We start from the raw sequence: 25,678 nt of genomic DNA, 5'->3' as shown, positions 1-25,678 counted from the left end.
GAGAGGAACCCAGTGGCCAAGGCCAAGTTCGAGCGGACCAAGCCGCACGTCAACATCGGCACCATCGGGCACATCGACCACGGCAAGACCACGCTGACCGCGGCGATCACCAAGGTGCTGCACGACAAGTACCCGGACCTCAACGAGGCGTCGGCCTTCGACCAGATCGACAAGGCGCCCGAGGAGAAGGCCCGCGGCATCACGATCTCGATCGCCCACGTCGAGTACCAGACGGAGAACCGTCACTACGCGCACGTCGACTGCCCCGGGCACGCCGACTACATCAAGAACATGATCACCGGTGCGGCGCAGATGGACGGCGCCATCCTGGTGGTCGCCGCGACCGACGGCCCGATGCCGCAGACCAAGGAGCACGTCCTCCTGGCCCGCCAGGTCGGCGTCCCCTACATCGTCGTGGCGCTCAACAAGGCCGACATGGTCGACGACGAGGAGATCCTCGAGCTCGTTGAGCTCGAGGTCCGCGAGCTGCTCTCCGAGTACGAGTTCCCGGGCGACGACGTCCCCGTGGTCCGAGTCTCGGCGCTCAAGGCCCTCGAGGGCGACGCCGAGTGGGGCGACAAGCTCATGGAGCTCATGAACGCCGTCGACACGGCGATCCCCGAGCCGCAGCGTGAGATCGACAAGCCCTTCCTCATGCCGGTCGAGGACGTCTTCACGATCACCGGTCGCGGCACCGTCGTCACCGGTCGCGTCGAGCGCGGCATCGTCAAGGTCTCCGAGGAGATCGAGATCGTCGGCATCCGCCCGAACTCGACCAAGACGACCGTCACCGGCGTCGAGATGTTCCGCAAGCTGCTCGACCAGGGCCAGGCCGGCGACAACGTGGGTCTGCTGCTCCGCGGCATCAAGCGCGAGGACGTCGAGCGCGGTCAGGTCGTCGTGAAGCCGGGCTCGATCACCCCGCACACGAACTTCGAGGGTTCGGTCTACATCCTCTCGAAGGACGAGGGTGGTCGTCACACGCCCTTCTTCAACAACTACCGTCCGCAGTTCTACTTCCGGACCACCGACGTCACCGGCGTCGTGACCCTGCCGGCCGGCACCGAGATGGTCATGCCGGGCGACAACACCGAGATGACGGTCGAGCTCATCCAGCCGATCGCCATGGAGGAGGGCCTGCGGTTCGCCATCCGTGAGGGTGGCCGCACCGTCGGCGCCGGTCGCGTCACCAAGATCATCAAGTAACACCCCCTGACGGGCGGCGGCGCATCCCTGCGCCGCCGCCCGTGCCGGGTGGCCGCGTGTGTGTGCACGGCCACCCATCCCGCTGGGGCAGACCGGATGAGGTCCGGACCACCCGGCGTTCCCAGCAAAAACAGACACCGATCGGCAGGAGCAGAAGACAGCGATGGCGGGACAGAAGATCCGCATCCGGCTGAAGGCCTACGACCACGAGGCGATCGACGCCTCGGCGCGGCGCATCGTCGAGACGGTGACCAAGACCGGTGCGCGCGTCGTCGGCCCGGTGCCGCTGCCGACGGAGAAGAACGTGTACTGCGTCATCCGCTCGCCGCACAAGTACAAGGACTCGCGCGAGCACTTCGAGATGCGTACGCACAAGCGCCTCATCGACATCCTCGACCCGACGCCGAAGACGGTCGACGCGCTCATGCGCATCGACCTGCCGGCCTCGGTCGACGTCAACATCCAGTAAGGGCAGTCAGCAGACATGGCGAGCACATTCCGCGGACTCCTCGGGGAGAAGCTGGGCATGACCCAGGTCTTCGACGAGAACAACCGCATCGTGCCGGTGACCGTCGTCAAGGCGGGCCCGTGTGTGGTGACCCAGGTGCGCACCCCCGAGGTCGACGGCTACTCCGCCGTCCAGCTCGGCTTCGGTGAGATCGACCCGCGCAAGGTGAACAAGCCCGAGGGCGGGCACTTCACCAAGGCGGGCGTGACCCCGCGTCGTCACCTGGTGGAGCTGCGCACGAAGGACGCGTCGGAGTACACGGTCGGCCAGGAGCTGACCGCTGAGGTCTTCGATGGCGTGGCCAAGGTCGACGTCATCGGCACCAGCAAGGGCAAGGGCACGGCCGGCGTCATGAAGCGGCACGGCTTCAAGGGTCTCGGCGCCGCGCACGGCACCCAGCGCAAGCACCGGTCGCCCGGTTCCATCGGCGGGGCCTCGACCCCCGGCCGCGTCTTCAAGGGCCTGCGCATGGCCGGTCGCATGGGCGCCGTCAAGACGACGACCCTGTCGCTGACCGTCCACAAGGTCGACGCCGAGCGCGGGCTGCTGCTGATCAAGGGCGCGATCCCCGGTCCGAAGGGCGGCCTCGTGCTCGTCCGCTCGGCCGTCAAGGGTGGCCCCGTGGGGAGTGAGAACCAGTGACCACGTCCATCAACGGCGGGGCGACCGACGCTCGGACCGACCGGCAGGTCGACGTCCGGACCCCGGCGGGGGAGACCTCCGGCAGCGTGACGCTGCCCGGTGAACTCTTCGACGCGTCGGCCAACGTCTCGCTGATGCACCAGGTCGTGGTGGCCCAGCTGGCCGCCGCGCGCCAGGGAACGCACGCGACGAAGACCCGTGGCCAGGTCAGCGGCGGTGGCATCAAGCCGTACCGGCAGAAGGGCACCGGCCGCGCGCGGCAGGGCTCGATCCGGGCACCGCAGTTCACCGGCGGTGGCACCGTCCACGGCCCGCAGCCGCGGGACTACTCGCAGAAGACGCCGAAGAAGATGAAGGCCGCCGCTCTCCGGGGCGCGCTGTCCGACCGGGCCCGCGAGAACCGCGTGCACGTGGTCAGCACCTTCGTCGACGGCGACGCCCCGAGGACCAAGGCCGCGCTGGCGACCCTGGAGTCCATCACCCGGGCCAAGCGGGTGCTCGTGGTCCTCGACCGCGACGACGTCCTCAACTGGGTGAGCCTGCGCAACGTGCCGCAGGTCCACCTGCTCGAGGCCGGCCAGCTCAACACGTACGACGTGCTGGTCGCCGACGAGGTCGTCTTCACCGAGGCCGCGCTGGCCGAGTTCGTCGCCGGTCCGGCCAAGGGTCGCGAGGTCGCCAAGCCGGACCTCAGGACCCCGGACGTGCCGGGCGCGATCCCGTCGATCCAGCCGGCCGAGGGCACCACCGACCTCGACGTGGCCACCGGGACCGACACCGACGAGGAGACCCCGGCGAGCGAGCCCGCGAGCTCGCCCGCGGGCACAGCAGCGCCGCTGACGCGGCCGACGAGCGCCAGCGAGGAGACCAAGTGAGCGTCCGCGACCCCCGGGACGTCCTGCTGTCCCCGGTCATCTCGGAGAAGAGCTACGGGCTGCTCGACGAGAACCAGTACACGTTCGTCGTCCTGCCCGAGGCCAACAAGACGCAGATCAAGATCGCGGTCGAGCAGGTCTTCAACGTGAAGGTCCTCGGCGTGAACACGATCAACCGCCAGGGCAAGCGCAAGCGCAGCAAGGGCAACAAGCTCGGCAAGCGCAAGGACACCAAGCGCGCCATCGTCTCGCTGGCGCCCGGCGACCGCATCGAGATCTTCGGTGGTCCCGGCGCCTGAGCGCCCGGACCGATCGGACCAGAGACAGAGGAACTGAGTCAGCAATGGCTATCCGCAAGTACAAGCCGACGACGCCGGGCCGCCGCGGCTCCAGCGTCGCCGACTTCGCCGAGGTCACTCGCGACCATCCCGAGAAGTCGCTGGTCCGGCCGCTGCACGGTCGCGGCGGGCGCAACGTCCACGGGAAGGTCACCGCGCGGCACCAGGGTGGCGGGCACAAGCGCGCCTACCGGGTGATCGACTTCCGCCGGGCCGACAAGGACGGCGTGCCGGCCAAGGTCGCGCACATCGAGTACGACCCGAACCGCACCTCGCGCATCGCGCTGCTGCACTTCGCCGACGGCGAGAAGCGCTACATCATCGCGCCGGCGCGGCTGAAGCAGGGTGACCCGGTGGAGTGCGGCCCCGCGGCCGACATCAAGCCGGGGAACAACCTGCCGCTGCGCAACATCCCCGTCGGCACGGTGGTCCACGCCATCGAGCTGCGGCCGGGTGGCGGCGCGAAGATCGCCCGCTCCGCCGGGACGAGCGTCCAGCTGGTCGCCCGTGAGGGCCGGCTCGCGCAGCTGCGCATGCCGTCGGGCGAGATCCGCAACGTCGACGTCCGCTGCCGCGCGACCGTCGGCGAGGTGGGCAACGCCGAGCAGTCGAACATCAACTGGGGCAAGGCCGGCCGGATGCGGTGGAAGGGCAAGCGCCCAACCGTCCGCGGTGTCGCCATGAACCCGGTGGACCACCCGCACGGTGGTGGTGAGGGCAAGACCTCCGGTGGTCGCCACCCGGTGAACCCGAAGGGCAAGCCGGAGGGCCGCACGCGCAAGCGCAAGGCCAGTGACGCCCTGATCGTGCGCCGCCGGCGCACCAACAAGAAGCGCTGAGCGGGTAGAGGAGTCCGACAGACATGCCACGCAGCCTGAAGAAGGGCCCGTTCGTCGACGACCACCTGCTCAAGAAGGTGGACGCCCAGAACGACAAGGGCACCAAGAACGTCATCCGGACCTGGTCGCGTCGTTCGACGATCATCCCGGACATGCTCGGCCACACGATCGCCGTCCACGACGGCCGCAAGCACGTCCCGGTCTTCGTGACCGAGGCGATGGTCGGGCACAAGCTCGGCGAGTTCGCGCCCACGCGCACCTTCCGTGGGCACGTGAAGGACGACCGCCGGTCCCGGCGCGGCTGACCAGGTAGAGAGAGATACCCATGACATCCCAGCTGGGAGAGGAGACGCAGACCGCCCGGGCCACCGCCCGGTTCGTCCGCGTCACGCCCATGAAGGCACGCCGGGTGGTGGACCTCATCCGCTACCTGCCGACCGACGAGGCCCTGGCCCTGCTGCGCTACGCGCCGCAGTCGGCCAGCGAGCCGGTCCTCAAGGTGGTCGCCAGCGCGGTGGCCAACGCCGAGCACAACCTGCGGCTCGACCCGGCCGCGCTGGTCATCAGCGCCGCCTACGTCGACGAGGGCCCGACGCTCAAGCGGATCCGTCCGCGGGCCCAGGGCCGCGCCTACCGCATCAACAAGCGGACCTGCCACATCACCGTCGAGGTCGCGGAGGTCTCCTCCAGCACCGACCTCGCCGGCAAGTCGCGCACGGCCCGCCGCCGCACCGGCCAGTCCGGGCCGGCCGCCCAGCAGACAGGGCAGCAGCAGAGCAACACGAGGGGAGGGACCCGCTAGTGGGTCAGAAGGTCAACCCGCACGGGTTCCGACTGGGTATCACCACCGACTACAAGTCCCGGTGGTACGCCGACAAGCTGTACAAGGACTACGTCAAGGAAGACGTGGCCATCCGCAAGCTCATGTCCAAGGGCATGGAGCGGGCCGGCATCTCCAAGGTGGAGATCGAGCGCACCCGTGACCGGGTCCGCGTCGACATCCACACCGCCCGGCCGGGCATCGTCATCGGCCGCCGCGGCGCGGAGGCCGACCGCATCCGTGGCGAGCTCGAGAAGCTCACCGGCAAGCAGGTGCAGCTCAACATCCTCGAGGTGAAGAACCCCGAGGCCGACGCGCAGCTGGTCGCCCAGGGCGTCGCCGAGCAGCTCTCCAGCCGGGTCAGCTTCCGCCGTGCCATGCGCAAGGCCATGCAGTCGGCCCAGCGCAGCCCGCAGGTCAAGGGCATCCGGGTGCAGTGCTCCGGTCGCCTGGGCGGCACCGAGATGAGCCGGTCGGAGTTCTACCGCGAGGGTCGGGTGCCGCTGCACACCCTCCGGGCGAACATCGACTACGGCATCTACGAGGCCCGGACCACCTTCGGCCGCATCGGCGTGAAGGTCTGGATCTACAAGGGCGACGTCAGCGGCTCGCGGGCCGAGCGGGAGGCCCTCGAGGCCCTCGCGGCGCGCCAGCAGCGTCGTGAGCGGGCCCAGCGCCCGCAGCGCCGCTCCGGCTCGTCGGGCACGACCGCCGGCGGGACCGAGGCCGGCCGCGCCGCCGCGTCGTCGACCGGCCCGGCCGTCGACACCACGGACAGTGCGGTGGCCGCGACCTCCGGCGAGGTCGCTGCCGAGCAGACCGTCGCCGAGGCCATGCCGGACACCCCGCCCGCCCCGGCCACCGCTGCGGCCGAGAACACGGCCGCGCAGAACACCACGGAGGGCTGACACGTGCTGATCCCACGGCGCGTCAAGCACCGCAAGCAGCACCACCCGAGCCGATCGGGTCGTGCCAAGGGCGGGACCGAGATCAACTTCGGTGAGTACGCCATCCAGGCGCTCGAGCCGGCCTACGTGACCAACCGGCAGATCGAGTCCGCTCGTATCGCCATGACCCGCCACATCCGCCGTGGCGGGAAGGTCTGGATCTCGATCTACCCCGACCGTCCGCTGACCAAGAAGCCGGCCGAGACCCGCATGGGTTCCGGTAAGGGTTCGCCGGAGTGGTGGGTCGCCAACGTCAAGCCCGGCCGGATCATGTTCGAGCTCTCGGGCGTGGCCGAGCCGGTGGCCCGCGAGGCCATGCGTCGCGCGATCCACAAGCTGCCCATGAAGTGCCGCTTCATCACTCGTGAAGGAGAGGTGTGATGGCCGCCGGTCTGACCGCTCCCGAGCTGCGTGAGCTCTCCGTCGAGGAGCTCGCCACGCGGCTGCGCGAGTCCAAGGAAGAACTGTTCAACCTGCGGTTCCAGGTGGCCACCGGCCAGCTGGACAACAACCGGCGGCTGCAGACGGTCCGCCGCGACATCGCCCGGATCTACACGATCATGCGCGAGCGCGAGCTGGGCCTCTCGGTCGCCCCGAGCGAGGGTGTGGCATGAGCGAGCCCCAGGAGACGCAGACCGCGTCGGGCCCCGGCCTGGCCGGCCGTGGCTACCGCAAGGTCCGCGAGGGCCTCGTGGTCAGCGACAAGATGGACAAGACCATCGTCGTCGAGGTCGAGGACCGCGTGAAGCACGGCCTCTACGGCAAGGTCATCCGACGCACCAGCAAGCTGAAGGCCCACGACGAGCAGCAGGTCGCCGGCATCGGTGACCGGGTGCAGATCATGGAGACCCGGCCGACGTCGGCCACCAAGCGGTGGCGGCTGGTCGAGGTCCTCGAGAGGGCCAAGTAAGACCGATCGGGTGCCCTCGTGGCCCCCGTGGGAGGCGCCCTCCGGGGCAGGTCCAGGAGCGAGTACCCTGGACCACTGGCGCGCTCTTGCAGGTGCGCGCTCATCCCGGTACCCGTGCTCGGACGCACCGGCGGCTGACGCTGCCGGTGCGTCCGCACGTGGGTGCCGGACAGCCGGTTCACCGTTCCGGCCCGGCTGTCACATCTGAGATCAGGGAGTAGGACGTGATCCAGCAGGAGTCGCGACTCCGGGTCGCCGACAACACCGGTGCGAAGGAGATCCTCTGCATCCGGGTGCTCGGCGGTTCGGGGCGACGCTACGCGGGCATCGGCGACGTCATCGTCGCCACCGTGAAGGACGCGCTGCCGGGTGCGGGGGTCAAGCGGGGCGACGTCGTCAAGGCCGTCGTCGTCCGCACGGTGAAGGAGCGTCGTCGTCCGGACGGCTCCTACATCCGCTTCGACGAGAACGCCGCGGTCATCATCCGCGACAGCGGCGACCCGCGCGGTACGCGCATCTTCGGCCCGGTCGGCCGCGAGCTCCGCGACAAGCGCTTCATGCGGATCATCTCGCTCGCTCCGGAGGTGCTGTGACCATGGCTGCGAAGAAGGACACGACGGCCAAGGCGCCGTCGATGAAGGTGAAGAAGGGCGACACCGTCGTGGTGCTGTCCGGCAGGGACAAGGGTGCCAAGGGCCGGGTGATCGCCGCCTACCCGAAGCTGCAGAAGGTCCTCGTCGAGGGCGTGGGCCGGGTCAAGAAGCACACCCGGATCAGCTCGAACCAGCGTGGTGCCCAGTCGGGCGGGATCGTCACGCAGGAGGCTCCCATCCACGTGAGCAACGTGATGGTGATCGACTCCGAGGACAAGCCGACCCGGGTCGGCTACCGCAAGGACGAGGAAGGCCGCAGCATCCGGGTCTCGCGGCGCACCGGTAAGGACCTCTGACGCCATGAGTGCACCCACCCGTGAGCTCCCCCGCATGCTCGCCCACTACCGCGAGTCCATCGCCCCGGCGCTGCAGTCGGAGTTCGGCTACGAGAACGTCATGCAGATCCCGCGGCTGACGAAGATCGTCGTCAACATGGGCGTCGGCGAGGCCACCCGCGACGCCAAGCTGATGGACGGCGCGGTCCGCGACCTCACCGCCATCACCGGCCAGCGGCCGGCCGTCGTGCGGGCCCGCAAGTCCATCGCGCAGTTCAAGCTGCGCGAGGGCATGCCGATCGGCGCGAAGGTCACCCTCCGCGGCGACCGCATGTGGGAGTTCCTGGACCGGCTGCTGTCGCTGGCCCTGCCCCGCATCCGTGACTTCCGCGGGCTCAACGCCAGGCAGTTCGACGGTCACGGCAACTACACGTTCGGCCTGACCGAGCAGTCGATGTTCCGCGAGATCGACGTCGACAAGATCGACCGTCCGCGTGGCATGGACATCACGCTGGTCACCACCGCCACGAACGACGAGGAGGGTCGCGAGCTCCTCCGCCTGCTGGGCTTCCCGTTCGCCGGCCAGCCCGTCGTGACCACCACCCGCTGAGCGGGGGAGGAGACACCCAGATGGCCAAGAAGGCGCTGATCAACAAGGCGGCCCGCAAGCCGAAGTTCGCGGTCCGCGGCTACACCCGGTGCCAGCGGTGCGGTCGCCCGCACTCGGTCTTCCGCAAGTTCGGCCTGTGCCGGATCTGCCTGCGGGAGATGGCGCACGCCGGCGAGCTGCCGGGCGTCAGCAAGTCCAGCTGGTGAAGGACCCCGCCGCCCCCACCGCTCGCAAGCTCGCGGCGGGGCCCTGCGGCGGGGCCGTTCCAGTCGCACGACCCGACCAACAGGTCACCCGAGGAAGCACCACCGATCGCCGAGAGGCCCGCGCGCCGAGTCCCCGAGACCCGGCGCACGAGGAACCGCGGCGAGAGAGGCAACACCCGACATGACGATGACCGACCCGATCGCGGACATGTTGACGCGGATCCGGAACGCCAACCAGGCGTACCACGACTCCACAACCATGCCGTCGTCCAAGCTGAAGACGCACATCGCCGAGATCCTCCAGCAGGAGGGCTACATCGCCGGCTGGACCGTCAACGAGGTCGAGAAGGACGGCACCACCCGCAAGGAGCTGGTGGTGGACCTCAAGTACGGCCCCAACCGTGAGCGGAGCATCGCCGGCGTCCGGCGCGTCTCCAAGCCCGGTCTGCGGGTGTACGCCAAGTCCACCGCGCTGCCGAAGGTGCTGGGCGGCCTCGGGGTGGCCATCATCTCCACCTCGACCGGGCTGCTGACCGACCGCCAGGCGAACAAGAAGGGCGTGGGTGGGGAAGTCCTCGCCTACGTCTGGTGAGGAGCGAGTGACATGTCGCGGATCGGACGACTGCCGATTCCCGTGCCCGGTGGCGTGGACGTCACCATCGAGGGCCAGACGCTGAACGTCAAGGGTCCCAAGGGCACCCTCAACCACACCGTCGCCTCGCCGATCACCGTCGAGCGCGGCGAGGACGGCACGCTGCAGGTGCAGCGGCCTGACGACGAGCGTGAGAGCCGGGCCCTGCACGGGCTGTCGCGCACGCTCATCGCCAACATGATCACCGGCGTCACCGAGGGCTACACCAAGACCCTCGAGATCGTCGGCGTCGGGTACCGCGTGCAGGCCCGCGGGTCGGACCTCGAGTTCGCCCTGGGCTACAGCCACCCGGTGCCGGTGAGGGCCCCCGAGGGGATCACCTTCACGGTCGAGTCCCCGACCCGCCTGCGGGTGACCGGGATCGACAAGCAGCTGGTGGGCCAGGTCGCGGCCAACATCCGCGGGCTGCGTCGCCCGGACCCGTACAAGGGCAAGGGCGTGCGCTACCAGGGTGAGGTCGTCAAGCGCAAGGTCGGGAAGACGGGTAAGTGATGGCACAGACCGAGAAGAGTGGCGCTCGGGTGCACAAGCCCGTCGGCACCGACGTCAGCACCGCGCGGCGGGTCTCCCGCCTGCGCCGGCACACCCGACTGCGCAAGCGCGTGGGCGGCACCCCGGAGCGTCCGCGCCTGGTGGTCAAGCGCAGCTCGCGGCACATCCACGTCCAGGTCGTCGACGACACCGTCGGCCGTACCCTGGTCAGTGCCTCGACGCTGGACGCCAGCCTGCGCACCGCCGAGGGCGACAAGTCCACGCTGGCCCGCCGGGTCGGCGCCCTGGTGGCCGAGCGCGCCAAGGCCGCCGGCATCACCGCGGTCGTGTTCGACCGGGGCGGCAACCGGTACCAGGGCCGCATCGCGGCGCTGGCCGACGGCGCCCGCGAGGGCGGGCTGGACTTCTGATGAGCGACACCGCGAACGAGCAGATCGAGAGGGACGTCTGATGCCAGGACCACAGCGACGCGGCGGCGGCGCCGGCGGCGGCAACGACCGCCGCGACCGTCGTGACGGCGGGCGGGGGCCCGGCGGCGCACCTGCCGAGAAGAGCAACTTCATCGAGCGCGTGGTGGCCATCAACCGCGTGTCCAAGGTCGTCAAGGGTGGTCGGCGCTTCAGCTTCACCGCCCTGGTGATCGTGGGCGACGGCGACGGCACCGTGGGCGTCGGCTACGGCAAGGCCAAGGAGGTGCCCGCGGCGATCGCCAAGGGCGTCGAGGAGGCCAAGAAGCACTTCTACAAGGTGCCGCGCATCGCCAGCACCATCCCGCACCCGGTGCAGGGTGAGGCGGCGGCGGGCGTCGTGCTGCTCAAGCCGGCCAGCCCCGGTACCGGTGTCATCGCCGGTGGCCCGGTGCGTGCCGTGCTCGAGTGCGCCGGCATCCACGACGTGCTCTCCAAGAGCCTGGGGTCGTCGAACCCGATCAACATCGTGCACGCGACCATGCAGGCGCTGAAGGAGCTCGTCCGTCCCGAGGAGATCGCGGCCCGCCGCGGTCTGCCGCTCGAGGACGTCGCTCCCGCGGCCATGCTGCGGGCGCGTGCGGGCCAGGGGGTCTGAGATGGCGCAGCTGAAGGTCACCCAGATCCGGTCGGCGATCGGCACCAAGCCCAACCAGCGCCAGACGCTGCGCTCGCTGGGCCTCAAGCGGGTCAACGACTCGGTCGTCCAGGAGGACCGTCCCGAGATCCGCGGGATGGTCGCGACGGTGCCGCACCTGGTCACCGTCGAAGAGATCAGCTGAGCAGGGACACACACAATGACTCTCAAGGTCCACCACCTGCGTCCGGCCCCCGGCGCCCACACCGCGAAGACCCGCGTCGGTCGCGGTGAGGGCTCCAAGGGCAAGACGGCCGGTCGCGGCACCAAGGGCACCGGCGCACGCGGCAACACCTCCGCGCGGTTCGAGGGCGGGCAGACGCCGCTGCACATGCGGCTGCCGAAGCTGTCGGGCTTCACGAGCCCCAACAAGGTCGTCTTCCAGGTCGTCAACCTCGACCGGATCGCGGCCCTGTTCCCCCAGGGCGGCTCGATCAACCCGGACACCCTCGCCGAGGCCGGCGCCGTGCGGCGCGGCCAGCCGGTGAAGGTGCTCGGCACCGGCGACCTGGGCGGTGTCGAGGTGCACGTGCACGCGCACGCGTTCTCCGCGTCGGCCGCCGAGAAGATCGGCGCGGCCGGGGGCAGCACCACCCGCATCTGACAGAGGACCCCCCTGCCTCGGCCCTCCTGCAGGGTCCCGCCGCGAGCTTGCGAGCGGCGGGGGGCGGGGGGGTCCTTCAACTTCTGTTGCCCGGCCCGGTGCACCAGCGCCGGCGGGCCCGGGGGACGACGACGCCGCGCGGCGCCCGTGTCGACGGGTGCCCGGACGCCGATCCCCTTCCGTTGCTAACCTCATCCGACCGAGCAGGGGAGGGCACGTGCTGCAGGCGTTCGCTGCGGCGTTCCGGACGCCAGACCTCCGGCGCAAGCTGCTGTTCTCCCTGGCGATCATCGCCGTGTACCGCCTGGGAGCCGCGATCCCGGGCCCCGGCGTCTCGGTCGAGGCCATCAACAGCTGTCTCGAGCAGGCTCAGGCCTCCGACCAGCGCGACCTCTACTCGCTGGTGAACCTGTTCTCCGGCGGTGCGCTGCTGCGGCTGTCGGTCTTCGCGCTCGGGATCATGCCGTACATCACGGCGAGCATCATCGTGCAGCTGCTGGTCGTGGTGATCCCGCGGTTCGAGCAGCTGAAGAAGGAAGGGCAGTCGGGTCAGGCGAAGCTGACCCAGTACACCCGCTACCTGACGATCGCCCTCGCCGTCCTGCAGAGCACCGGCATCATCGCGCTGGCCCGCAGCGGCCAGCTGTTCCCGGGCTGCTCGCAGGACATCATCGCGTCGAACTCCATCTGGACGACGATCGTCCTGGTGATCGCCCTGACCGCCGGCACCGCCGTGATCATGTGGCTGGGCGAGCTGCTCACCGAGAAGGGGATCGGCAACGGCATGTCCGTGCTGATCTTCACCTCGATCGCCGCGCGCATCCCCGCCGAGGGCGGCGCCATCCTGCAGACCCGCGGCGGCATCGTGTTCACGCTGGTGTGCCTGCTGGCGTTGGTGATCATCGGTGCCGTCGTCTACGTCGAGCAGGCCCAGCGCCGCATCCCGGTGCAGTACGCCAAGCGGATGGTCGGCCGCCGCATGTACGGCGGCACGTCGACCTACCTCCCGCTGAAGGTCAACCAGGCCGGCGTCATCCCCGTGATCTTTGCGTCCTCGCTGCTGTACCTGCCGCAACTGCTCACGCAGCTGCAGGGGAACGAGACCGGTCCGGTGCGCCGGTTCTTCGAGAACTACATCATCGACCAGAGCAGCCCGGTGCACGTCGCGCTCTACTTCGGGCTGATCGTCTTCTTCACGTACTTCTACGTGTCGATCACGTTCAACCCCGAAGAGCGCGCCGAGGACATGAAGCGCTACGGCGGCTTCATCCCGGGCATCCGCCCCGGTCGGCCCACTGCGGAGTACCTGCAGTACGTGCTGTCCCGGATCACCCTGCCCGGGTCGCTCTACCTGGGCATCGTGGCCGTGCTGCCCAACTTCTTCCTGTCGGTCACGCAGGAGGGGCAGAACCAGAACTTCCCGTTCGGGGGGACCGCGGTCCTCATCATGGTCGGAGTGGGGTTGGAGACGGTGAAGCAGATCGAGACGCAGCTCAACCAGCGCAACTACGAAGGGTTCCTGAAGTAGTGCGCGTCGTGCTGCTGGGCCCTCCCGGAGCGGGCAAGGGGACCCAGGCGCAGGTCATCGCCGACCGGCTCGGGGTGCCGGCCATCTCGACCGGTGACATCTTCCGCGCGAACGTGAACGGCAAGACCGAGCTCGGGCTGCAGGCCAAGAGCTACATGGACGCCGGCGACCTGGTGCCCGACGAGATCACCGTGGCCATGGTCAAGGACCGGCTCGCCGAGGACGACGCCAAGGGCGGCTTCCTGCTCGACGGCTTCCCGCGCACCACCGCCCAGGCCGAGCAGCTGCGGGACTCGTTGCACGAGCTCGGCCAGGCGCTGGACTGCGTGCTCGAGCTCGTCGTCGACGAGGACGAGCTGGTGCGCCGGCTCTCCGGGCGCCGCGTGCTCGTCGACGGCCAGTGGGTGCAGCGGGACGACGACAAGCCCGAGACCGTGCGGCACCGGTTGCAGGTCTACCGGGAACAGACCGCCCCGCTGTCGGGTTGGTACGACTCCGAGGGACTGCTGACGCAGATCGACGCCATCGGCGCGGTCGAGGAGGTCACCCAGCGGGCGATGAGCGCGCTGGAGGCCTGCGGAGGCGCGCGGTCCGACGGGCCGAGCGCGGGCTGAGGACGGGCGGCGCAGATGACGGCCGGTGGCATCCTCGGCCGGATCCCGCTGCTGGCGAAGTGGAGTGGACGGATGATCCAGATCAAGACGCCGCACGAGCTGGAGCTCATGCGCGCTGCGGGGCTCGTCGTGGCCGGGGCCATCGCGGCCGTCCGCGCTGCCGTCCGGCCCGGGGTCACCACCGGTGAGCTGGACGCCATCGCCGAGGACCACATCCGCACCGCCGGGGCCGTGCCGTCGTTCCTGGGCTACCACGGCTTCACCGGCAGCATCTGCGCCTCGATCAACGACGAGATCGTGCACGGCATCCCGAACCGGGGCCGGGTCCTCGCCGCCGGCGACAACATCTCCATCGACTGCGGGGCGATCCTGCAGGGGTGGCACGGCGACTCGGCGGTCACCGTCACCGTCGGCCCGCCGTCGGCGGAGGACGCCGCGCTGATCGAGGTCACCGAGCGGTCGATGTGGGCCGGGCTCGCCCGGGCGCTGGCCGGTGGGCGGCTGACCGACATCAGCCACGCCGTCGAGCAGGCGATCACCGCGGAGCAGCACCCGTACGGCATCGTCGACCACTACGGCGGGCACGGCATCGGCACCGAGATGCACCAGGACCCGCACGTCCTGAACTACGGCCGGCCCGGACGCGGGCCGCGACTGGTGCCGGGGCTCGCGCTGGCCATCGAGCCGATGGTCACCGTGGGCGACCCGGCCACCGTCGAGCTCGAGGACGGCTGGACCGTGGTCACCAAGGACGGCTCGCGTGCGGCCCACTTCGAGCACTCCGTCGCGATCACACCCGAGGGCCCGTGGGTCCTCACGGCCGAGGACGGCGGCGTCGCGGGGCTGGCCCCCTTCGGGATCACCCCCCGCACCTGAGGGAGGACCCGTCCTCCCCACCCTTCGCACGCTCAGTGCGGGACCCGGGACGGGGCCATGGTCGCGGTCACCCCGGCCGGGTTGGAGAGGCGCGCCGGGGCGGGGTACAGTGGCCGCTGGCGCTCGCGTCGCCCTGCTGTCGTGCTGTGGCCGTACGACCCGGGGCGCCCTCGCGGGAGCGTCTGCACCACCCGTTCTGTACACCACCGAGCGCGTCCGCCGGGTTGCGGCATGGGCGCGCGAGGACACCAGCACCATCGAGTCAGGGAGGCCGTGTCGGGCATGGCGAAGAAGGACGGGGCCATCGAGGTCGAGGGTCGCGTCGTCGAGCCGCTGCCCAACGCGATGTTCCGGGTCGAGCTGCAGAACGGGCACCGGGTGCTCGCCCACATCAGCGGCAAGATGCGCCAGCACTACATCCGCATCCTGCCCGAGGATCGCGTGGTCGTGGAGCTCTCGCCCTACGACCTGACCCGCGGTCGCATCGTCTACCGGTACAAGTAACCGCCGCTGCGCGCAGCCCCCGAGGGCGGGCGCGCTCGGCGCACGATCGACAGGAATGAGGGGCGGCACCGGTGAAGGTCCAGCCGTCGGTGAAGAAGATCTGCGACAAGTGCAAGGTGATCCGCCGGCACGGCCGGGTCATGGTCATCTGCGACAACGCCCGCCACAAGCAGCGGCAGGGCTGAGGGAGTACCTGGACATGGCACGACTGGCCGGCGTCGACCTCCCCCGCGACAAGCGGATGGAGATCGCGCTCACCTACATCTACGGCATCGGCAAGACCCACGCCAAGGAGACCCTGGCCGCGACGGGCGTCAGCCCCGACCTGCGCGTCCGGGACCTCGGTGACGAGGACCTGCTGAGGCTCCGCGACTACATCGACGAGCACTTCCGCGTCGAGGGTGACCTCCGCCGTGAGGTGGCCGCTGACATCCGCCGCAAGGTGGAGATCGGCTGCTACCAGGGCCTGCGTCACCGCCGCGGTCTGCCCGTGCACGGGCAGCGCACCCGCACGAACGCGCGCTCGAGCAAGGGCCCGCGCAAGACCATCGCCGGCAAGAAGAAGGCCGGCAAGAAGTAAGCCGTGAGGCGCGTCGTCGCACGACCCGTGAGGGCGGGAGCGACGACGCGCCCCTCGTGCTCATCTGGCCACTGATCAGGAAACCGGAGAGACATGCCTCCCAGGGCTCGCGCCGCGGCTGGTGCCAAGAAGGTCCGCCGCAAGGAGAAGAAGAACGTCGCCCACGGCGCCGCGCACATCAAGAGCACCTTCAACAACACGATCGTGTCGATCACCGACCCCACCGGGAACGTGATCAGCTGGGCCTCCGCCGGCCACGTCGGCTTCAAGGGCTCGCGCAAGTCCACGCCGTTCGCCGCGCAGATGGCTGCCGAGAACGCCGCGCGCAAGGCGCAGGAGCACGGCATGCGCAAGGTCGACGTCTTCGTCAAGGGCCCCGGCTCCGGCCGTGAGACCGCCATCCGGTCCCTCCAGGCCACCGGCCTTGAGGTCGGCCAGATCCAGGACGTGACCCCGCAGCCGCACAACGGCTGCCGCCCCAAGAAGCGCCGCCGGGTCTGACCGGCCACCGACGAGAGCGAAGGTAAAGACACGTGGCCCGTTACACCGGAGCCGACTGCCGCATGTGCCGGCGCGAGAAGATGAAGCTGTTCCTCAAGGGCAGCAAGTGCGAGTCCCCGAAGTGCCCGATCGAGATCCGGCCCTACCCGCCGGGCGAGCACGGCCGGGGCCGCAGCAAGGACAGCGAGTACCTGCTGCAGCTGCGCGAGAAGCAGAAGGCGCGCCGCATCTACGGCGTCCTCGAGAAGCAGTTCCGCGGCTACTACGAAGAGGCCAACAAGAAGTCGGGCAAGACCGGTGAGGTCCTGCTGCAGATCCTCGAGTCGCGCCTGGACAACGTCGTGTACCGGGCCGGCTTCGCCGAGTCCCGCGACATGGCCCGCCAGCTGGTGCGCCACGGTCACATCCGGGTCAACGGCCGCAAGGTCGACATCCCGTCGTACCGGGTCGCCTCCAACGACATCATCGAGGTCGCCGAGAAGTCGCGGCGGATGCTGCCCTTCGAGATCGCCCAGGCCCGTGCCGGCGAGCGCCCCGTGCCGCCGTGGCTGGAGGTCATCAGCAGCCAGCTGCGCGTGCTGGTCCACAGCGTCCCGGCCCGCCAGGTGATCGACACCCCGGTCCAGGAGCAGCTGATCGTCGAGCTCTACTCCAAGTAGCAGCTCGCCGCCTGGTGCAGGGACCCCGGTCCCTGCACCAGGTCGGCCCCGGCGGGCGGACAGATGTCCGCCGGGGCCTGCACCACCCCCTCACGGCGTCATATGGCGGTCGCCGGAGGACCTGGAGGAGAACACCACCATGCTCATCGCACAGCGCCCCACGCTGACCGAGGAGACCATCTCCGAGCAGCGCTCGCGGTTCGTCATCGAGCCGCTGGAGCCCGGCTTCGGCTACACCCTCGGCAACTCGCTGCGCCGCACCCTCCTGTCGTCGATCCCCGGCGCTGCTGTCACCAGCATCCGGATCGAGGGCACCCTGCACGAGTTCACCACCGTGCCGGGCGTCAAGGAGGACGTCACCGAGATCATCCTGAACCTCAAGGGTCTGGTCGTCAGCTCCGACTCCGACGAGCCGGTGACCATGTACCTGCGCAAGCAGGGCCCCGGCGAGGTCACAGCCGCCGACATCGCGCCCCCGGCCGGTGTCGAGGTGCACAACCCCGAGCTGCACATCGCCACCCTGAACGGCAAGGGCCGGCTGGAGATCGAACTGGTCGTCGAGCGGGGCCGCGGCTACGTGCCGGCGCCGCAGAACAAGCAGCCCGGCCAGGAGATCGGCCGGATCCCCGTCGACTCGATCTACTCGCCGGTCCTCAAGGTGACCTACGCCGTCGAGGCCACCCGTGTCGAGCAGCGGACCGACTTCGACCGCCTCGTCGTCGACGTCGAGACCAAGCCGTCGATCGCCCCGCGTGACGCGATCGCCAGCGCCGGCTCCACCCTGGTCGAGCTCTTCGGCCTGCTGCGCGAGCTGAACATCGACGCCGAGGGCATCGAGGTCGGCCCGAGCCCGGCCGAGGCCGCCGACATCGCGAACTTCTCGATGCCGATCGAGGACATGGACCTCACCGTCCGGTCCTACAACTGCCTCAAGCGCGAGGGCGTGCACACCGTCGGGGAGCTCGTCACCCGTTCCGAGGCCGACCTGCTGGACATCCGGAACTTCGGTGCCAAGTCCATCGACGAGGTCAAGATGAAGCTGGCGGCCATGGGCCTGGCGCTCAAGGACAGCCCGCCCGGGTTCATCCCCACCTCGGTCGAGAGCTACGACGAGGGCTACGAGACCGACGCCTACCAGGGCCACGGCGAGTTCGCCGCCGGCTACGACCAGGTGCAGTACGACGACGGCACCTACCAGGAGACCGAGCAGCTCTGAGGAGGACCCCGCTGTCCCCACCGTGGGAGGACCCCGTCCTCCCCACCCTTCGCGAGCTCAGGGTGGGCCCTGGACGGGGCCACGGCGGGATCCTGCAGCGGGGCCGGGCCGGACGGCGGGGAACCCGCCGTCCGGCCCCGCTGCCGAGCCCGCCACACTGGCTCGGATGCACCACCCGCGCTCCGCGCACGAGAGACCAGCACATCACGGCACGCAGCCGGCACCGCGGCCCGGCAGCTGAGGAAGGACCGACATGCCCACCCCCACCAAGGGCCCCCGTCTCGGCGGTTCCCCCGCGCACGAGCGGCTGATGCTGGCCAACCTGGCCACGTCGCTGTTCGAGCACGGGCGGATCACCACCACCGAGGCGAAGGCCAAGCGGCTGCGTCCCCTGGCCGAGAAGCTGGTGACCTTCGCCAAGCGCGGTGACCTGCACGCCCGCCGTCAGGTGATGACCACGATCCGGGACAAGGACGTCGTCCACACGCTGTTCGCCGAGATCGGGCCGCGCTTCGCGGACCGTCCCGGCGGCTACACCCGCATCACCAAGGTGGGCCCCCGCAAGGGCGACAACGCCCCCATGGCGGTCATCGAGCTGGTCGAGGGCCAGACCGTGGCCCAGCAGGCCGTCGGCGAGGCCGAGCGCGCCCGGGGCACCCGCTTCGCCGGTGCGGCCTCGGGGGCGGGCGCCGCGTCCGCCGCCGGTGAGGTCACCGCCGACGCGCTGGCGTCTGCTGACGCCGAGGCCACCGACGCCGTGGCCACCGACGCCGTGGCCACCGACGCCGTGGCCACCGACGCCGTGGCCACCGACGCCGAGGCCGTCGACACGGACGACGCCGCGGGCGCGACCGCCGCGAGCGACGCGGACGCGACCACCGAGACCGTGGCCACCGACGCCGAGTCCCCGAACGACGCCGAGGGCACGGACGGCGCGCGGTGAGCGAGCGACAGAACCCCGGCGAGGGCGCCCCTGCCGGTGCCGCCGGGGTCTCCGTCGGTGGCGGTGACCAGGGAGCGACCTTCGCGGGCGAGACCACCGGACCCGGCGGCGACACCTCGCCGGCCGTGACCTCCGGCGACGTCGACCCCGAGGCCCAGGCGGTCGTCGCGGACGTCTTCAACCCGGACGGCGAGCGTCAGGACGACGCCGACGTCACCCCGGAGCCGCAGCGCGAGAACATCGCCGTCGTCGACGACCCGGCGCTCTCCCCGGACGTGGCCCGCGCGGCCGCCGCCGAGATCGAGGCCGCCGAGCTCGGCGACGCCGCGACCGCGGGCCTGCAGGCCCCCGGGGGCGAGGCCGCTCCCGACCCCCAGTGAGCGGTCGCTGACCACCCCCAGCACTGCTGACGAGCCCGCCACCGCACCCGGTGGCGGGCTCGTCCGTCTCCGGTTGGGGATCGCCTACGACGGCACCGCGCTGCACGGCTGGGCCCGTCAGCCGGCGCAGCGGACGGTGCAGGGCGACCTCGAGGAGGCCCTGAGCCGGGTGCTGCGGCAGCCGGTCTCGCTGACCGTGGCCGGACGCACGGACGCCGGGGTGCACGCCACCGGCCAGGTCGCGCACGGCGACGTCCCCCGTGCCGTGTGGGCGGAACAGCGGCCCCGGCTGGTGCGCCGGCTGCGCGGTGTGCTGCCGCCCGACATCGCCGTCCACACGGTCGAGGAGGCGCCGCGGGACTTCGACGCCCGCTTCGGGGCGCTGCGCCGGCACTACGTCTACCGGCTCACCGATGCCGACAGCGGTCCGCCGCCGCTGCGCCGCGCCGACACGGTCGGCTGGCCCCGGCGGCTGGACGCCGACGCGATGGCGGTCGCCGCAGAACTCCTGCTGGGCCTGCACGACTTCGCCGCCTTCTGCCGGCGGCGGGAGGGCGCGACGACGATCCGCACGCTGCTGACCCTGGCGGTGACCCGCGAGGGCGACCTGGTGACCGTCCGGGCCTCCGCGGACGCCTTCTGCCACTCGATGGTGCGCAGCCTCGTCGGCGCCCTCACGGCGGTGGGGGAGGGCCGTCGTCCGCCGGAGTGGCCGGCGGCGCTGCTGACGAGCACGGAGCGCTCCAGCGAGGTGCCCGTCGTCCCGCCCGGCGGGCTGACCCTGGTGGGGGTCGACTACCCACCGGACGACGAGCTGGCGGCCCGCGCGGTGCTCACCCGGGGCCTCCGCTCCTGACGGAGGACGAGGTCCTTCCTCACGGCAGGGCGGCGACGGCTTCCTCGATCGGGGTGTCGCCGCTGACCAGCTCGACGACCTCGTCGGTCTTCCCGGCGTCCAGCAGCGCGACCAGCACCGCGGCGACGTCGTCCCGCGGTACCTCGCCGTACTCGACGCCGTGCTCGAGGGTGACCCGGCCGGTGCCCGGCTCGTCGGTCAGCCTGCCGGGCCGCAGGATCACCGTGTCGAGCGCGGGCCGGGGCAGGATCGCGTCCTCGGCGGCCAGCTTGGCCTGCAGGTAGACGGCGAACGCCGGGTCCATGCCCCGCGGCGTCCCCTGGCGGGCCTGCTCGACGCCCATCGACGACACCAGCAGGTAGGGCCGCACGCCGGCCCGCTCGGCGGCATCGGCGAGCAGCAGCGCCGCGCCCTTGTCGACCGTGTGCTTGCGGGCCTCGCCGCTGCCCGGGCCGGCACCGGCGGCGAAGACGACGGCGTCGGCACCCGACACCACCTCGGCGACCCGGTCGACGGGGGCCTGCTCGAGGTCGATGACGACCGGCTCCACCCCGTCGGCGCGGAGGTCGTCGGAGTGCGCGGGGTTGCGGATGATGCCGACCGCCGTGTCGCCGCGGCCGGACAGCAGGCGGCCGAGGCGGCGGGCGACCTGCCCGTGGGCACCGGCGATGACGATGCGCATGGAGGAGCCCTACCCCTGGGGACGGCGGGGTACCCGGCGGGGACCGAGCCGGGCGGCGGCGGCCCGGGCGCGGGCCAGGTCGGCCGGGGTGTCGCAGTCGGTCCACGGCGGCGGCTGACCGGACCCGACCTCGGGGTGCAGCCGCCGCACGGCCAGCGGGGCGAGCACCCGGCGCACCGAGGTGGGCCCGTCGACGTCGGCGACCGCGGCGCGCAGGGCCGCCGTCCGCCACACCCCGAGCAGCAGCTGGTCCCGGCCGGTGTCGTCGACGACGAGCACGCCGTCGCCGGTGAGCCGCTCGCGCAGCCCCCCGACCAGCCCGGCGGTGAGGAACGGCAGGTCGCCGGCGAGCAGCGCCACCACCTCGGTCGGGACGTGCGCCAGGCCCGCCCGCATCGCGGCCACCGGACCCCCGCGCGGCGGGTCCTCCCGCACGACGACGACGTCGGCCGGCACCGGCTGGGGCGGGCCGACGACGATGCGCGGCGCGGCGTCGGGGACGGCGGCCAGCACTGCCCCGAGGATGGTGCGGCCGCCGACGTCCAGCTGCGGCTTGGCCTGGCCGCCCATCCGTGCCGCGCGGCCGCCGGCGAGGACGACGGCGGCGAAGGGCGGGAGCGCGGCCACGCTGTGACCGTAGGACCCGGACGTGGGTACCGTCGCCCTCCGTGGGACGAGTGACGAGCCGGACGCCGGTGCTGCGGATCCGCGGCGCGGCGCACAGCACCCGCCCGGACACCGTGGCGGCCGAGGAACCGCTGGAGATCCGGCTGGCCGGGAAGGCGCTGGCGGTCACCATGCGCACGCCGGGCGACGACTTCGACCTGGTGCACGGCTTCCTGGCCACGGAGGCGGTGATCGGGTCGGCCGACGACATCGCCGGGCTGCGCTACTGCAACTCCGTCGACGAGGACGGCCGGAACACCTACAACGTCGTCGACGTCGACCTGGCGCCCGGCGTGGAGCCGCCGGACACCGCCCTGGACCGGAACTTCTACACGTCCAGCTCCTGCGGCGTGTGCGGCAAGGCCAGCATCGACGCGATCCGCACCAAGACGCGCCACGACGTCGCCGGGGACGACGTCCGGCTGCCGCTGCCGACGCTGCTCGCGCTGCCCGACCGGCTCCGCGCCGCCCAGCAGGTGTTCGACAAGACCGGCGGGCTGCACGCGGCGGGGCTGTTCACCGCCGACGGGGAGCTGGTGGCCCTGCGCGAGGACGTCGGCCGGCACAACGCCGTCGACAAGGTCGTCGGCGACGCGGTGCGCCAGGGGCGGCTGCCGCTGGCCGGGCACGTGCTGATGGTCAGCGGACGGGCCAGCTTCGAGCTGACGCAGAAGGCGGCGATGGCCGGCATCCCGGTGCTCGCGGCGGTGTCGGCGCCGTCGTCCCTGGCGGTCGAGCTGGCGGCCGACGTCGGCATCACCCTGGTCGGTTTCCTCCGCGGCGACGGCTGCAACGTCTACACCCGCACCGAGCGGATCGTCGTGGAGGAGTGAGCCGAGGGCGACGCCTGCTTCCGTGAGCCGCCCCGCGAGGGTGACGCGGGGAGTGGGGGCCGGAGCCTCCACGACGAGCCGTCAGGCCGGGCTCAGCGCGGGCCGGGGACGGCACCCGGCCGCGGTGTCGTCCGGTAGGACGACATCAGGCGTGGTCGCCGCCGCGCAGTTGCGAGACCACGTGGGGGAGCAGCGGGCCGAGGACGGCGAGGCCGTCCCGCACACCGCCGGTGGAGCCTGGCAGGTTGACGACCAGCGTGCGCCCGGCGGTGCCGGCGATCCCGCGGGACAGCACCGAGGTCGGCACCTTGCCCTCCCCGTACCGGCGGACCGCCTCGGCGATGCCCGGCGCCTCGCGGTCGAGCACGCGGCGGGTGGCCTCGGGGGTGACGTCGGTGGGGGACAGCCCGGTGCCGCCGGTGGTGACGACGACGTCCGCGCCGGAGCCGATCGCCTCCAGCAGCACCACCTCCAGCTCGGCGGCGTCGTCGGGGCGCACGTGCGGCCCCTCGACGGTGAACCCGAGCGCGCGCAGCCCCTCGGCGAGGGCCTGCCCGCTGCGGTCCGCGTAGACGCCGGCGGAGGCGCGGTTGGACGCGGTGACGACGACGGCGCGGGCGTCGTCCGGGAGCGCGGCGTTCACCGCCGCCACTCCCCGCTCTTGCCGCCGGACTTGGCCAGCAGCCGGACGTCGGTGATCGCGGCGCGCGGGTCGACGGCCTTGACCATGTCGATGACGGTCAGCCCGGCGACGGCGACCGAGGTGAGGGCCTCCATCTCCACGCCGGTGCGGTCGGCGGTGCGCGCGGTGGCGACGATCTCGACGGCGTCGTCGGCCACGGTCACGTCCACGGTGACGCCGTGCAGGGCGATGGGGTGGCACAGCGGCACGAGGTCCGGCGTCCGCTTGGCCCCGGCGATGCCCGCGATCCGGGCCACGGCCACGGCGTCCCCCTTGGGCACCCCCTCGCCGCGCAGCAGCGCCACCACCTCGGGGCTGACCAGCACCCGGCCGGCGGCCGTCGCCTCCCGGGCGGTGACCGGCTTGGCGGAGACGTCGACCATCCGGGCCGCGCCGGTCTCGTCGACGTGCGTCAGCTCGTTCACTGCAGCGCTCCTTCGATCAGGACGACGTCCACCGGGGCGCCGGCGGGCAGCTCGGTGACGTCCTCGGGGACGACGACCAGGCAGTTGGCGCGGGCCAGGTGGGCGACCAGGTGGGACCCGGGCCCGCCGACCTGGGAGACGGTGCCGGCGTCGTAGCGGCCGCGCAGGAACTGGCGACGCCCGGCGGGGGAGCGCAGCGGCGCGGTCAGCGTCGCGGGGGCGCGCAGCCGGCCGGGTGCGGCGTGGCCGAGGGCGCGGCGCAGCGCCGGCCGGACGAAGACCTCGAAGGAGACGAACGAGCTCACCGGGTTGCCGGGCAGGGTGACCACGGGGACGCCGTCCACCGTGCCGGCGCCCTGGGGGCCGCCGGGCTGCATCGCGACCTTGACGAACTCGACGGTGCCCAGCTCCCGGAAGGCGTCCTTGACGACCTCGTAGGCGCCGGCGCTGACCCCGCCGCTGGTGATGAGCAGGTCGGCGGTCGCGAGCTCGGCGCGCACGGTGGCGAGGAACTGGTCGACGTCGTCGGGGACGAAGTGCAGCCGCCGCCCGGTCCCGCCGGCGTCCTCGACGGCGGCCACCAGCAGCGCGGAGTTCGACTCGTAGATCTGCCCGGGCAGCAGCGGCTCGCCGGGGTCGACCAGCTCGCTGCCGGTGGAGAGCACGAGCACGCGGGGGCGGCGGTGCACCTCCAGGGTCGTCGCGCCGACGGCAGCCGCGAGGCCCAGCTGCGCGGCACCGAGCGGGGTGCCGGCGGTCAGCGCGACGGTGCCGGCGGTGATGTCCTCCCCGGCGTGCCGCAGGTGGGTGCCGGCGGCGGGGGCGTCGCGGATCTCCACGACGTCGGTCGCGCCGTCGGTGAGCTCGACCGGGACGACGACGTCGGCACCGTCGGGCAGGGGGGCGCCGGTCATGATCCGCTGCACGGTGCCGGGCGCGAGCGGGTGGACGTCGGTGCGCCCGGCCGGGACGTCGTCCGCGACGGGCAGCCGCACCGGGAGCGCGGCGAGCTCGGCCGAGCGCGCGGCGTAGCCGTCCATCGCGGAGTTGTCGAAGCCGGGCAGCGACACCTGCGCGGTCACGTCCCGGGCGAGGACCCGGTTGTGCGCGGCCGCCAGCGGCACCTCCTCCCCGCCCAGCGGGGCGAGGAGCGCCGCGACGACCGCCTGGTGTTCCTCGACCGTGCGCACGGGCCACATCCTGACCGATCGGTGCCGGGCGCACAGACGGCAGGGACACCGGGGCAGGTGAGCCGGTGGTCGACGTCCTGGTCCTGGGCCGGGTGGGCCGCGACCTCGTGCTGCGCACCGCGGCCACGCCCGGGACCGGCGGCTGCTCGACCCCAGGACCCCGGAGTTGCGGTCGTCGGACGGGTCCGGGGCTGTCGCGCTCCCGGTTAGGGTCCCTGCAGACCGACGGGTGGACAGAGGGGTGGACATGAGCGAGATCGACCGGATGCTGGCGGCCAACGCCGAGTGGGCGGAGCGGTTCCCCGGCTCCAGGGACGTGCGTCCGGCCCGGCGCGTCGCCGTGGTGGCCTGCATGGACTCCCGGATGCCCCTGTTCCCCATGCTCGGTCTCGAGGTCGGCGACGCGCACGTCATCCGCAACGCCGGTGGCGTCATCACCGAGGACGTCATCCGCTCCCTCACCGTCTCGCAGCACGTGCTGGGGACCCGCGAGATCCTGCTCGTGCACCACACCCAGTGCGGTCTGCAGGCCACGGACGACAACTCCTTCGCCGACCTCGTCGAGCAGGCGACCGGGCGCCGCCCACCGTGGGCGGTGCGTGCCTTCCGCGACGCCGACGAGGACGTGCGCGAGTCGATGCGGCTGATCCACGAGAGCCCCTACCTGCTCTCGCACGAGGTCCGCGGCTCGGTCTACGACGTCGCGACCGGGCTGCTGAGCGAGGTCGTCGTCGAGGGCTGACCCGCGGCCCGGAGGGGCCGGCGAGCCGACTGGTATCGTGATCGGCTGGCGCGCTGGCCGGCTGGTGCCCGCGTGCCGTCCCGTCTCCCGTGCTCGGTGAGGCGATCCCACCAGCCGATC

Annotated in this window: 41 protein-coding genes; 36 read left to right on the top strand and 5 right to left on the bottom strand. The window is 71.7% G+C overall.

Translation table 11 applies throughout. The annotated features are described in order from the left end of the window. Positions 1-12: 12 nt before the first annotated feature. From tuf to truA, 34 genes are all read left to right on the top strand, one after another. Positions 13-1,206, top strand: a complete 1,194-nt coding sequence (tuf, locus tag GOBS_RS22070) for an elongation factor Tu (RefSeq protein ID WP_012950484.1) — start codon at positions 13-15, stop codon at positions 1,204-1,206. A 163-nt stretch (positions 1,207-1,369) separates the two neighbouring features. Further along, positions 1,370-1,675 (top strand): 30S ribosomal protein S10, encoded by a 306-nt coding sequence (gene rpsJ, locus GOBS_RS22065; protein WP_012950483.1) that lies wholly within the window; start codon positions 1,370-1,372, stop codon positions 1,673-1,675. A 15-nt stretch (positions 1,676-1,690) separates the two neighbouring features. Continuing rightward, positions 1,691-2,356, top strand: a complete 666-nt coding sequence (gene rplC / locus GOBS_RS22060; RefSeq protein ID WP_012950482.1) for a 50S ribosomal protein L3 — start codon at positions 1,691-1,693, stop codon at positions 2,354-2,356. Continuing rightward, positions 2,353-3,231, top strand: a complete 879-nt coding sequence (gene rplD, locus GOBS_RS22055; RefSeq protein ID WP_012950481.1) for a 50S ribosomal protein L4 — start codon at positions 2,353-2,355, stop codon at positions 3,229-3,231. Before rplC ends, rplD begins: the two co-directional genes overlap by 4 nt. Next, positions 3,228-3,530: a 50S ribosomal protein L23 gene (gene rplW, locus GOBS_RS22050; RefSeq protein WP_012950480.1), complete on the top strand. Its 303-nt coding sequence runs from the start codon at positions 3,228-3,230 to the stop codon at positions 3,528-3,530. The genes rplD and rplW overlap by 4 nt, the downstream gene beginning before the upstream one ends. Positions 3,531-3,574: 44 nt before the next feature. After that, entirely contained in the window at positions 3,575-4,408 is an 834-nt protein-coding gene (gene rplB / locus GOBS_RS22045) for a 50S ribosomal protein L2 (protein WP_012950479.1), read from the top strand. Between the two features lie 23 nt (positions 4,409-4,431). Beyond that, entirely contained in the window at positions 4,432-4,713 is a 282-nt protein-coding gene (rpsS, locus tag GOBS_RS22040) for a 30S ribosomal protein S19 (RefSeq protein ID WP_012950478.1), read from the top strand. Positions 4,714-4,733: 20 nt separating this feature from the next. Then, positions 4,734-5,210, top strand: coding sequence for a 50S ribosomal protein L22 (gene rplV / locus GOBS_RS22035; RefSeq protein ID WP_012950477.1), 477 nt, complete (start codon positions 4,734-4,736; stop codon positions 5,208-5,210). Then, the gene (rpsC, locus tag GOBS_RS22030) at positions 5,210-6,136 is read left to right on the top strand and encodes a 30S ribosomal protein S3 (RefSeq protein WP_012950476.1); all 927 of its coding nucleotides are present in this window, start codon (positions 5,210-5,212) and stop codon (positions 6,134-6,136) included. The genes rplV and rpsC overlap by 1 nt, the downstream gene beginning before the upstream one ends. A gap of 3 nt (positions 6,137-6,139) precedes the next feature. Further along, positions 6,140-6,556, top strand: coding sequence for a 50S ribosomal protein L16 (gene rplP, locus GOBS_RS22025; RefSeq protein WP_012950475.1), 417 nt, complete (start codon positions 6,140-6,142; stop codon positions 6,554-6,556). After that, positions 6,556-6,789, top strand: coding sequence for a 50S ribosomal protein L29 (gene rpmC / locus GOBS_RS22020; RefSeq protein WP_012950474.1), 234 nt, complete (start codon positions 6,556-6,558; stop codon positions 6,787-6,789). Before rplP ends, rpmC begins: the two co-directional genes overlap by 1 nt. Continuing rightward, the gene (gene rpsQ, locus GOBS_RS22015) at positions 6,786-7,085 is read left to right on the top strand and encodes a 30S ribosomal protein S17 (RefSeq protein WP_012950473.1); all 300 of its coding nucleotides are present in this window, start codon (positions 6,786-6,788) and stop codon (positions 7,083-7,085) included. The genes rpmC and rpsQ overlap by 4 nt, the downstream gene beginning before the upstream one ends. Before the next feature lie 224 nt (positions 7,086-7,309). Further along, positions 7,310-7,678 (top strand): 50S ribosomal protein L14, encoded by a 369-nt coding sequence (rplN, locus tag GOBS_RS22010; protein ID WP_012950472.1) that lies wholly within the window; start codon positions 7,310-7,312, stop codon positions 7,676-7,678. A gap of 2 nt (positions 7,679-7,680) precedes the next feature. Beyond that, entirely contained in the window at positions 7,681-8,034 is a 354-nt protein-coding gene (rplX, locus tag GOBS_RS22005) for a 50S ribosomal protein L24 (protein WP_425557073.1), read from the top strand. Positions 8,035-8,038: 4 nt separating this feature from the next. Beyond that, a complete protein-coding gene (gene rplE, locus GOBS_RS22000) occupies positions 8,039-8,623 on the top strand; it encodes a 50S ribosomal protein L5 (RefSeq protein ID WP_041241622.1) in 585 nt (194 codons plus the stop codon). Positions 8,624-8,643: 20 nt separating this feature from the next. Beyond that, positions 8,644-8,829, top strand: coding sequence for a type Z 30S ribosomal protein S14 (locus GOBS_RS21995; protein WP_012950469.1), 186 nt, complete (start codon positions 8,644-8,646; stop codon positions 8,827-8,829). 187 nt (positions 8,830-9,016) lie between these two features. Beyond that, on the top strand, positions 9,017-9,421 hold the full coding sequence (gene rpsH, locus GOBS_RS21990; protein ID WP_425432555.1) for a 30S ribosomal protein S8: 405 nt from the start codon (positions 9,017-9,019) through the stop codon (positions 9,419-9,421). Between the two features lie 12 nt (positions 9,422-9,433). Next, on the top strand, positions 9,434-9,973 hold the full coding sequence (gene rplF / locus GOBS_RS21985) for a 50S ribosomal protein L6 (protein WP_012950467.1): 540 nt from the start codon (positions 9,434-9,436) through the stop codon (positions 9,971-9,973). Positions 9,974-10,002: 29 nt separating this feature from the next. Further along, entirely contained in the window at positions 10,003-10,383 is a 381-nt protein-coding gene (gene rplR / locus GOBS_RS21980) for a 50S ribosomal protein L18 (protein WP_175486574.1), read from the top strand. Positions 10,384-10,423: 40 nt separating this feature from the next. Then, the gene (gene rpsE, locus GOBS_RS21975) at positions 10,424-11,038 is read left to right on the top strand and encodes a 30S ribosomal protein S5 (protein ID WP_012950465.1); all 615 of its coding nucleotides are present in this window, start codon (positions 10,424-10,426) and stop codon (positions 11,036-11,038) included. A 1-nt stretch (position 11,039) separates the two neighbouring features. After that, the gene (rpmD, locus tag GOBS_RS21970) at positions 11,040-11,222 is read left to right on the top strand and encodes a 50S ribosomal protein L30 (protein WP_012950464.1); all 183 of its coding nucleotides are present in this window, start codon (positions 11,040-11,042) and stop codon (positions 11,220-11,222) included. A 15-nt stretch (positions 11,223-11,237) separates the two neighbouring features. Continuing rightward, the gene (rplO, locus tag GOBS_RS21965; protein ID WP_012950463.1) at positions 11,238-11,681 is read left to right on the top strand and encodes a 50S ribosomal protein L15; all 444 of its coding nucleotides are present in this window, start codon (positions 11,238-11,240) and stop codon (positions 11,679-11,681) included. A gap of 217 nt (positions 11,682-11,898) precedes the next feature. Beyond that, positions 11,899-13,209 (top strand): preprotein translocase subunit SecY, encoded by a 1,311-nt coding sequence (gene secY / locus GOBS_RS21960; RefSeq protein WP_012950462.1) that lies wholly within the window; start codon positions 11,899-11,901, stop codon positions 13,207-13,209. Beyond that, positions 13,209-13,823 carry an adenylate kinase gene (locus GOBS_RS21955; RefSeq protein WP_012950461.1) on the top strand — a complete coding sequence of 205 codons (615 nt, stop codon included), beginning with the start codon at positions 13,209-13,211 and terminating at the stop codon, positions 13,821-13,823. The genes secY and GOBS_RS21955 overlap by 1 nt, the downstream gene beginning before the upstream one ends. Before the next feature lie 15 nt (positions 13,824-13,838). Beyond that, positions 13,839-14,699, top strand: coding sequence for a type I methionyl aminopeptidase (gene map / locus GOBS_RS21950; RefSeq protein ID WP_012950460.1), 861 nt, complete (start codon positions 13,839-13,841; stop codon positions 14,697-14,699). A 282-nt stretch (positions 14,700-14,981) separates the two neighbouring features. After that, positions 14,982-15,203, top strand: coding sequence for a translation initiation factor IF-1 (gene infA / locus GOBS_RS21945; protein ID WP_012950459.1), 222 nt, complete (start codon positions 14,982-14,984; stop codon positions 15,201-15,203). Between the two features lie 71 nt (positions 15,204-15,274). Further along, the gene (rpmJ, locus tag GOBS_RS21940) at positions 15,275-15,388 is read left to right on the top strand and encodes a 50S ribosomal protein L36 (RefSeq protein ID WP_012950458.1); all 114 of its coding nucleotides are present in this window, start codon (positions 15,275-15,277) and stop codon (positions 15,386-15,388) included. A 14-nt stretch (positions 15,389-15,402) separates the two neighbouring features. Further along, complete coding sequence (gene rpsM / locus GOBS_RS21935) at positions 15,403-15,783, top strand: 30S ribosomal protein S13 (protein ID WP_012950457.1); 381 nt, start codon at positions 15,403-15,405, stop codon at positions 15,781-15,783. 93 nt (positions 15,784-15,876) lie between these two features. Then, positions 15,877-16,284 (top strand): 30S ribosomal protein S11, encoded by a 408-nt coding sequence (rpsK, locus tag GOBS_RS21930; RefSeq protein WP_012950456.1) that lies wholly within the window; start codon positions 15,877-15,879, stop codon positions 16,282-16,284. 32 nt (positions 16,285-16,316) lie between these two features. Continuing rightward, positions 16,317-16,943, top strand: coding sequence for a 30S ribosomal protein S4 (gene rpsD / locus GOBS_RS21925; RefSeq protein ID WP_012950455.1), 627 nt, complete (start codon positions 16,317-16,319; stop codon positions 16,941-16,943). A gap of 139 nt (positions 16,944-17,082) precedes the next feature. Continuing rightward, positions 17,083-18,159, top strand: coding sequence for a DNA-directed RNA polymerase subunit alpha (locus tag GOBS_RS21920; protein ID WP_012950454.1), 1,077 nt, complete (start codon positions 17,083-17,085; stop codon positions 18,157-18,159). A gap of 253 nt (positions 18,160-18,412) precedes the next feature. Continuing rightward, entirely contained in the window at positions 18,413-19,102 is a 690-nt protein-coding gene (gene rplQ, locus GOBS_RS29955) for a 50S ribosomal protein L17 (protein WP_012950453.1), read from the top strand. Continuing rightward, the gene (locus GOBS_RS21910; RefSeq protein WP_012950452.1) at positions 19,099-19,482 is read left to right on the top strand and encodes a hypothetical protein; all 384 of its coding nucleotides are present in this window, start codon (positions 19,099-19,101) and stop codon (positions 19,480-19,482) included. Before rplQ ends, GOBS_RS21910 begins: the two co-directional genes overlap by 4 nt. A gap of 73 nt (positions 19,483-19,555) precedes the next feature. Then, the gene (gene truA, locus GOBS_RS21905; RefSeq protein WP_243697571.1) at positions 19,556-20,338 is read left to right on the top strand and encodes a tRNA pseudouridine(38-40) synthase TruA; all 783 of its coding nucleotides are present in this window, start codon (positions 19,556-19,558) and stop codon (positions 20,336-20,338) included. Between the two features lie 19 nt (positions 20,339-20,357). Here truA and GOBS_RS21900 read toward each other — a convergent pair whose 3' ends face one another. Together GOBS_RS21900 and mobA are read right to left on the bottom strand one after the other, a co-directional pair. Further along, positions 20,358-21,020: an NAD(P)H-binding protein gene (locus GOBS_RS21900; protein ID WP_012950450.1), complete on the bottom strand. Its 663-nt coding sequence runs from the start codon at positions 21,018-21,020 to the stop codon at positions 20,358-20,360. A 9-nt stretch (positions 21,021-21,029) separates the two neighbouring features. Continuing rightward, positions 21,030-21,647, bottom strand: coding sequence for a molybdenum cofactor guanylyltransferase (mobA, locus tag GOBS_RS21895; protein WP_012950449.1), 618 nt, complete (start codon positions 21,645-21,647; stop codon positions 21,030-21,032). Positions 21,648-21,688: 41 nt separating this feature from the next. On the opposite strand from mobA, the gene fdhD reads away from it, so the two are divergent. Further along, complete coding sequence (gene fdhD / locus GOBS_RS21890; RefSeq protein WP_012950448.1) at positions 21,689-22,519, top strand: formate dehydrogenase accessory sulfurtransferase FdhD; 831 nt, start codon at positions 21,689-21,691, stop codon at positions 22,517-22,519. Positions 22,520-22,664: 145 nt separating this feature from the next. On the opposite strand, the gene GOBS_RS21885 is transcribed toward fdhD, so the two are convergent. From GOBS_RS21885 to moeA, 3 genes are read right to left on the bottom strand one after another with little or no spacing between them, the layout of a single operon-like run. Next, the gene (locus GOBS_RS21885; protein WP_012950447.1) at positions 22,665-23,162 is read right to left on the bottom strand and encodes a MogA/MoaB family molybdenum cofactor biosynthesis protein; all 498 of its coding nucleotides are present in this window, start codon (positions 23,160-23,162) and stop codon (positions 22,665-22,667) included. Then, the gene (gene moaC, locus GOBS_RS21880; protein ID WP_012950446.1) at positions 23,159-23,626 is read right to left on the bottom strand and encodes a cyclic pyranopterin monophosphate synthase MoaC; all 468 of its coding nucleotides are present in this window, start codon (positions 23,624-23,626) and stop codon (positions 23,159-23,161) included. Before moaC ends, GOBS_RS21885 begins: the two co-directional genes overlap by 4 nt. Then, positions 23,623-24,825 carry a molybdopterin molybdotransferase MoeA gene (moeA, locus tag GOBS_RS21875; protein WP_049788454.1) on the bottom strand — a complete coding sequence of 401 codons (1,203 nt, stop codon included), beginning with the start codon at positions 24,823-24,825 and terminating at the stop codon, positions 23,623-23,625. Before moeA ends, moaC begins: the two co-directional genes overlap by 4 nt. 238 nt (positions 24,826-25,063) lie before the next feature. Here moeA and GOBS_RS21870 point away from each other — a divergent pair, with 238 nt between their 5' ends. Next, a complete protein-coding gene (locus GOBS_RS21870) occupies positions 25,064-25,558 on the top strand; it encodes a beta-class carbonic anhydrase (protein ID WP_012950444.1) in 495 nt (164 codons plus the stop codon). Positions 25,559-25,678 lie beyond the last annotated feature (120 nt).

The sequence above is a fragment of the Geodermatophilus obscurus DSM 43160 genome (genome assembly GCF_000025345.1).
In the GTDB taxonomy this organism is placed as follows: domain Bacteria; phylum Actinomycetota; class Actinomycetes; order Mycobacteriales; family Geodermatophilaceae; genus Geodermatophilus; species Geodermatophilus obscurus.
The sequence above is the reverse complement of the archived record's forward strand: the minus strand, read 5'-3'. Positions and strand labels throughout refer to the sequence as shown.